This is a genomic window from Dietzia sp. SLG310A2-38A2 (assembly GCF_014145095.1).
Lineage (GTDB): Bacteria > Actinomycetota > Actinomycetes > Mycobacteriales > Mycobacteriaceae > Dietzia.
The window spans coordinates 30,014-35,909 of the sequence record NZ_JAALDX010000546.1 but is presented as its reverse complement, the minus strand read 5'-3'; the positions used below and the strand labels follow the sequence as shown (position 1 = coordinate 35,909).

The window sequence follows — 5,896 nt, the reverse complement described above, 5'->3', positions numbered from 1 at the left end:
CTCGCGCGGTACGTCATCAACGCCACGGGAACGTGGACGCGACCCTTCTGGCCGCACTACCCCGGCCGCGAGAGCTTCCGCGGGCGCCAACTCCACGTCCATGACTACGTCCGGGCCGAGGAGTTCGCCGGACAGCGCGTGGTGGTCGTGGGCTCGGGGATCTCGGCCACCCAGCTGCTCGAGGAGATCTCGCGCGTGGCCGACACCCTCTGGGTGACCAGACGGGAGATCGAGTGGGCCACGGGACCGCCCCCGGAGAACTTCTCGGCCGCCATCTCCGCGGTCGCCGAGCGTACGGCCATGGGGTTGGCGCCGGAGAGCGTGATCGGGGTGACCGGCATGTACCGCACCCCGTGGATCGATCGCGCGGAGGCCCGCGGTGCACTCGTCCGGCACCCGATGTTCACCCGGATCGAGCCCGACGGGGTGCGGATGCCGGACGGGACGCTCGAACCCGCCAATGCGATCCTGTGGGCCACCGGGTTCCGGCCCGCGGTCTCCCACCTGGCGCCGCTCGGCCTCCGCACCCCGGCCGGGGGGATCCGCGTGGTCGACGGACGGGCGCTCGATGAGCCCGGGTTGTTCCTGATCGGCTACGGCCCGTCCCAGTCGACCGTGGGGGCCAACCGGGCGGGCCGTGACGCCGTCCGTGCGATCACGACCGAAATCAGATGAGCCGAGATCAGAGGGTCCGGGAGATCAGCTCCTTCATGATCTCGTTGGTCCCGCCGTAGATCTTCTGCACGCGGGCGGAGGCGTACATCCGCGCGATCGGGTACTCGGTCATGAAGCCGTAGCCGCCGAAGACCTGCAGGCAGCGGTCGATGATCTCGCACTGCTTGTCGGTGCAGAAGTACTTGGCCATGGACGCCGTGGCCGGGTCCAGCTTGCCCTCCAGGTGCAGGGTGATGCAGTGGTCCAGGAGGGTGCGGGCGGCCAGGGCCTCGGTCTTGCACTCGGCCAGCTCGAAGCGGAGGTTCTGGAACTTCAGGATGGGCTTGCCGAACGCCTCACGCTCCTTGGCGTAGTCGATCGCGAGCCGGACCGCGGTCTCGGCCGCGGCCACGGCGGTGACGGCGATGATGAGCCGCTCCTGGGGCAGCTGCTGCATGAGCTGGATGAAGCCCTGACTCTCACCCTCCTCGCCGCCGAGGATGTTCGCGGCGGGGATCCGCATGTCGTCGAAGAACAGCTCCATCGTGTCCTGGTACTTCAGACCGATCTTGTCGAGCTTGCGACCGCGGTCGAACCCGGGCAGATCCGTGGTCTCGGCCACCAGCAGGGACAACCCCTGGGCGCCCTCTCCGCCGGTGCGGGCCACGATGATCAGCAGGTCGCAGTGCATGCCGTTCGAGATGAACGTCTTGGCGCCGTTGACCACCAGGTCGTCGCCGTCCCGGACCGCAGTGGTGCGCAGCGCCTGCAGGTCGGAACCCGCTCCGGGCTCGGTCATGGCGATCGCGCCCACCATCTCGCCGGTGGCGAGCTTGGGCAGCCAGCGGGTCTTCTGCTCCTCGGTGCCGTACTGGACCAGGTAGTGCGCCACGATCGTGCTGTGGACCGAGTTGCCCCAGCCGTCGTCGAGCGCGCGGGTCTGCTCCTCCGCGATCACGGTCTCGTGCGCGAACGTGCCCCCGCCGCCGCCGTACTCCTCGGGGATGGAGATGCACAGCAGGCCCGCATCACCGGCCTTGTTCCAGAACCCGCGGTCCACGGCGCCCTCGGCGGCCCACCGCTCGAGGTTCGGCGCGGTCTCCTTGTCCAGGAACGCACGCGTGTGGGCGCGAAGGGCGTCCAGGTCGTCGGTCATCCACGGGGAGCGGTAGGGGGCGGTCTCGAACACGGGGGATCTCCAGGGGTCGGTCGCGTGGGCCCGGGCGGCCTCGCTCGATCACCACCATACGAGTGCATGCTTTGCTATGCAATCGTATTGTCGCGGTATCGTCTCGGACATCGACCGAACGCAGACGCCGTTCGAGGGGCGGGGAAGGGGTGGGGCGCATGGCCGGAACCACTGCCGACGGGGGCGTGGCCGCGGACGGGGACCTCACGGCGCGGGCGCGGATCCGCTACGCCGCACTGGCCCTGTACGCCGAGTACGGCGAGGACAGGGTCTCGATGCGCCGGGTGGCCGCCGAGGTCGGGGTGACGATCGGTCTGATCCAGCACCACTTCGGCACCAAGGACGGCCTGCGCCGGGCCGTGGACGATCTCGTGGTGGAGCGGGTGGTCGGGGCGCTGTCGACGGTGGAGCACACCGGGACGGCCGCGGAGGTGGTCGAGGCCCGGAACGTCGCGGTCCGCGAGATGCTCCGGCAGAACCCGCAGCTCGTGAGCTACCTCAACCGGGCCCTGCTGGAGCCCGACGGACGCGGGGCCCCGCTGCTGGAGGCGATCGTCGACCTGACCACCAGGGAGGTCGAGGGACTGCGACGCGGAGGTCTCGCCTCCACGCGGACCTCGGACAAGGTCCAGGTGGTCCGGACGCTCGTCGACCAGGTGGGGGAGTTGTTCCTCCGGCCCGTGGTCGAGGCGATCTGGGCGCATATCGGTGGCGACCCGGGCGAGTGTCCCTCGATAAGGATCACGGTCGAGGGGCAGTGACTCTGACCGGGCCTCGCGTCCGGCCCGGCCCGTGGGACGGACAGGCCGCCTGGAGGGTCGCCCGGAAGGCCGGCCCGTGCCCGTCGTGCAGACGGAGCCTGCGCCCGTTAGGCTGTCAGCGCGTATACCCGAGCAGTTTGCCGGGGTGGGAAGGACACGCTCATGAGGTTCACCGGTCTGGCCAAGCTCGCAGTGACCGCCGTGATGGCCGGTGCGACCGCCCTCGCGGCCCCCGCCGCCGCCCAGGCCGCGATCCCGGTCTCCGGAGGCACCCCCGTGCTGGTCAATGGAGTCGCCGGGTGCACCCTCACCGCGGCGGGTTATGACGCCTCCGGCACGCCGGTCGCCTTCACCGCCGCCCATTGCAGCGAGCGGATCAACGCCCCGGTCATCCTCCGGGGCGACCCGGGAGCCGGAGTGATCGGCACCGTCGCCACGCGCAACGAGATCCTCGACTACTCGGTAATTCGCCTCACCCCGGGCGTGGTGGTGCCAGTGCGCCAGCCCGGGGTCACCGGACGCGGTCCGGCCCCGGAGTTCGGTGACGTGGTGTGCAAGGACGGACTGTCCACAGGCCACACCTGCGGCATCACGTGGCAGCGGGACGGCGCCAAGTTCTGGAGCCACGCCTGTGCCGGTTACGGGGACTCCGGCGGGCCCGTGACCCGCGACGGCCGCCTCGTGGGGCTGCTGTCCGGTGGGCACATGCCGCCTGCCGCGGGATCGGTCGGCAGCCTCGGCCCCGTCCTGCCGTCCTGCCTCCACCCCGCGCAGTCGCCCCTCTTCCTGCCGGCTCTGGCGTACTCGTTCGACGCGATCGTGGCTGACGCCACCGACCGCAACTGGCCCGGGAGCGGCTTCCGGATGGCCTGACAGACGGCCGGACAGACCGCCCGAAACCGGTGTGGATCACCGGCCCACCTGGTACGACTGGGGTCACCCCGGACGAGAGGTGAGCCCATGACCCGCACCGACACCCCTGTGCCTCCCGAGCGACGCGACCGGGCGAGCCGGGGAATGTTCATGATCCTCGCGTTGGTCGTCGTGGTGCTCGTCGTCGGCGCCCTGGTGTTCCTGTTCACCGGCAACGCCGAGGAGTCCGCGCAGCCCGCTGCGGAGGACCCCCAGACGGCGCTCGCCGATGCCATCACGGCGGAGGTGACAGGCTCAACGGTCGAGTTCACAGACGGCATGGTGTCGGTCGAGTTCCTGGTGCGTCAGGGTGCATCCCCCTCGGCGATGATTCTCAGCGCCCAGCACGACACGATCGGTGTCCTCCGAGCCGTCAAGGCCTCCGACTGGGAGGAGACCGTGGAGATCACAGCTCGCACCGCCTCGATAGAATCGGTGGGTGACCAGGACGCGCCGGACGAGCAGGAGATGCTGAGGGTGGTGTATCTGCCCGAGACGGTCGAGCAGATCGACCCGGACGCGGTCGCACGTGAAGACGTGTGGGAGATGGCGGACGAGCGGTTCGTGGGACTCGCCCTGACGGGGTAGCGCGCAGGTCGGGCGACCTTATCGGGTCCACAGCTCCGCGGTCTCGGCGGCACCCGCCTCCGACCGGATGCGTTGCCAGTTGCGACCGCCCCGCGCGAACGTGGCCAGGACGGCGGCGGGGACACTCGTCCGGTCTGTCGGCTCCGAGCGCCACCCGCAGTCGCGGACGTGGACCAGGTCCACCGCTCCCGCCTCGTCCGAGCTGTCGTAGCGCCACGGTCCCCCGAGACGCCCGAGCCAGTAGTGGCCGTCGACGTCCCGGGTCCACACGTACGCCCCGTCGGGCACGTGGGCGAACCGTTCGAGCCGGCGGGCCAGTCGGTCGTCGTGCTGCGCCGCGGCGGCGTCGACCGCCTCGGCGAGCGATGAGGGTGGCGGCCCCTCCAGGCGGCCCCCTATGCCGCAGAGCCCGTTGCGTAGGCCGCGTTCGACGCCCGCACCGTCCGCCACGTCGTCGTCCCTCGAGCGCATCGGGGCCCGGAACAGGGGGACGTCGTCAGCCGCCATCAGATCGGTTCCTCTCCCGGCGGGGCCGGCTCGGGTGGGCGCGGGACGGGCGAGCCCCGCGAATGGAAAACGCCCCCGTGGATCAATGATCCACGGGGGCGCCTGCCGTTCTCAACCGCGAGTGCCGGCGCGGCTCACTTCAGCTCGGCGCTGGACAGGTCAAGCAGTCGCCGCGCGATCACCAGCTGCTGGATCTGCTGGGTGCCCTCGAAGATGTCGAGGATCTTGGAGTCACGCGACCACTTCTCCAGGAAGCTGCGCTCGGAGTAGCCGTAGCTGCCGGCCAGTTCGACCGCACCCAGGGTCACGGCGGAGCCGGTGCGACCGGCCTTGGCCTTGCACATCGACGCCTCCTTGGTGTTGGGCATCTTGTTGTCGGCCATCCACGCTGCACGCAGCGTGAGCAGGTACGCGGACTCCCAGTCGGCCTCGAGCTCGAGGTACTTGGCCACAGCGGCGGGCTGGCTGGTGGCGGGCCGGTCGTAGTCGATCACCATTCCGGCCTCCTCGAGGAGGGTCCGGATCTCCTCCAGAGCGGCCCGTGCCACACCGACGGCCATTCCCGCCACCAGCGGGCGGGTGTTGTCGAAGGTCTGCATGGCACCGGCGAAGCCCTTGTCCACCCGGACCTCCGGATCGCCCAGGAGGTTCTCCTTGGGGACCCGGCAGTTGTCGAAGGTGATCTGCGCGGTGTCGGAGGCGCGGATGCCGAGCTTGTGCTCCAGCCGGTCCACGTTGACACCGGGGTGCTCGCGGGGGACCACGAAGGACTTGATGGCCGCGCGGCCCTTGGTCTTGTCCAGGGTCGCCCAGACCACGATGTGGTCGGCGCGGGCGCCGGAGGTCACGTAGATCTTGGTGCCGTTGATCACGTACTCGTCGCCCTCGAGGCGGGCGGTGGTCGACACGGCGGCCGAGTCGGAACCGAACTCGGGCTCGGTGATGGCCATGGAGGCCCACACCCGCCCGAACTTCTCCATCTGCTCCTCGCTGGCCACTGCCGCGATCGCGGAGTTGCCCAGACCCTGGCGGGGGATGGACAGGGTCAGACCGACGTCGCCCCAACACGTCTCGATGATGTTGAGCAGCGACTTCATGTTGCCGCCGTTGGAGACGCCTTCGCGACGCGGTGCGCCGCCCGAGCCCATGGTGGCACCGGAGGCGGCCTGACCGGCGTCCTCCATGGCCTCCATCATGGCCTTGAGCGTGTCGAGCTCGACGGGGTACTCGTGCTCCGCGAGGTCGTACTTGCGGGAGACGGGACGGAAGATCTGCGTGGCGACCT

The 5,896-nt window shown here is 70.1% G+C and carries 7 protein-coding genes; 4 read left to right on the top strand and 3 right to left on the bottom strand.

From position 1 onward, the window contains the following. Positions 1-675 (top strand): NAD(P)-binding domain-containing protein (locus tag G6027_RS17900; RefSeq protein ID WP_182638311.1); only part of this gene is annotated, 675 nt, incomplete at its 5' end. 7 nt (positions 676-682) lie between these two features. Here the strand turns inward: G6027_RS17900 and G6027_RS17895 are convergent. Next, complete coding sequence (locus G6027_RS17895; protein ID WP_182638310.1) at positions 683-1,843, bottom strand: acyl-CoA dehydrogenase family protein; 1,161 nt, start codon at positions 1,841-1,843, stop codon at positions 683-685. Positions 1,844-2,001: 158 nt separating this feature from the next. Here G6027_RS17895 and G6027_RS17890 point away from each other — a divergent pair, with 158 nt between their 5' ends. The 3 genes from G6027_RS17890 to G6027_RS17880 all read left to right on the top strand — a co-directional run bounded on the left by G6027_RS17890 (position 2,002) and on the right by G6027_RS17880 (position 4,104). Further along, entirely contained in the window at positions 2,002-2,604 is a 603-nt protein-coding gene (locus tag G6027_RS17890) for a TetR/AcrR family transcriptional regulator (protein ID WP_182638309.1), read from the top strand. 162 nt (positions 2,605-2,766) lie between these two features. After that, entirely contained in the window at positions 2,767-3,477 is a 711-nt protein-coding gene (locus G6027_RS17885) for a peptidase S1 (RefSeq protein ID WP_182638308.1), read from the top strand. A gap of 87 nt (positions 3,478-3,564) precedes the next feature. Continuing rightward, positions 3,565-4,104 carry a hypothetical protein gene (locus tag G6027_RS17880; RefSeq protein ID WP_182638307.1) on the top strand — a complete coding sequence of 180 codons (540 nt, stop codon included), beginning with the start codon at positions 3,565-3,567 and terminating at the stop codon, positions 4,102-4,104. Positions 4,105-4,122: 18 nt separating this feature from the next. Here the strand turns inward: G6027_RS17880 and G6027_RS17875 are convergent, their stop codons facing one another. Together G6027_RS17875 and G6027_RS17870 are read right to left on the bottom strand one after the other, a co-directional pair. Beyond that, the gene (locus tag G6027_RS17875) at positions 4,123-4,611 is read right to left on the bottom strand and encodes a GAF domain-containing protein (protein WP_182638306.1); all 489 of its coding nucleotides are present in this window, start codon (positions 4,609-4,611) and stop codon (positions 4,123-4,125) included. A 134-nt stretch (positions 4,612-4,745) separates the two neighbouring features. Next, a partial coding sequence (locus tag G6027_RS17870) for an acyl-CoA dehydrogenase family protein (protein ID WP_241727262.1) occupies positions 4,746-5,896 on the bottom strand: 1,151 nt, incomplete at its 5' end.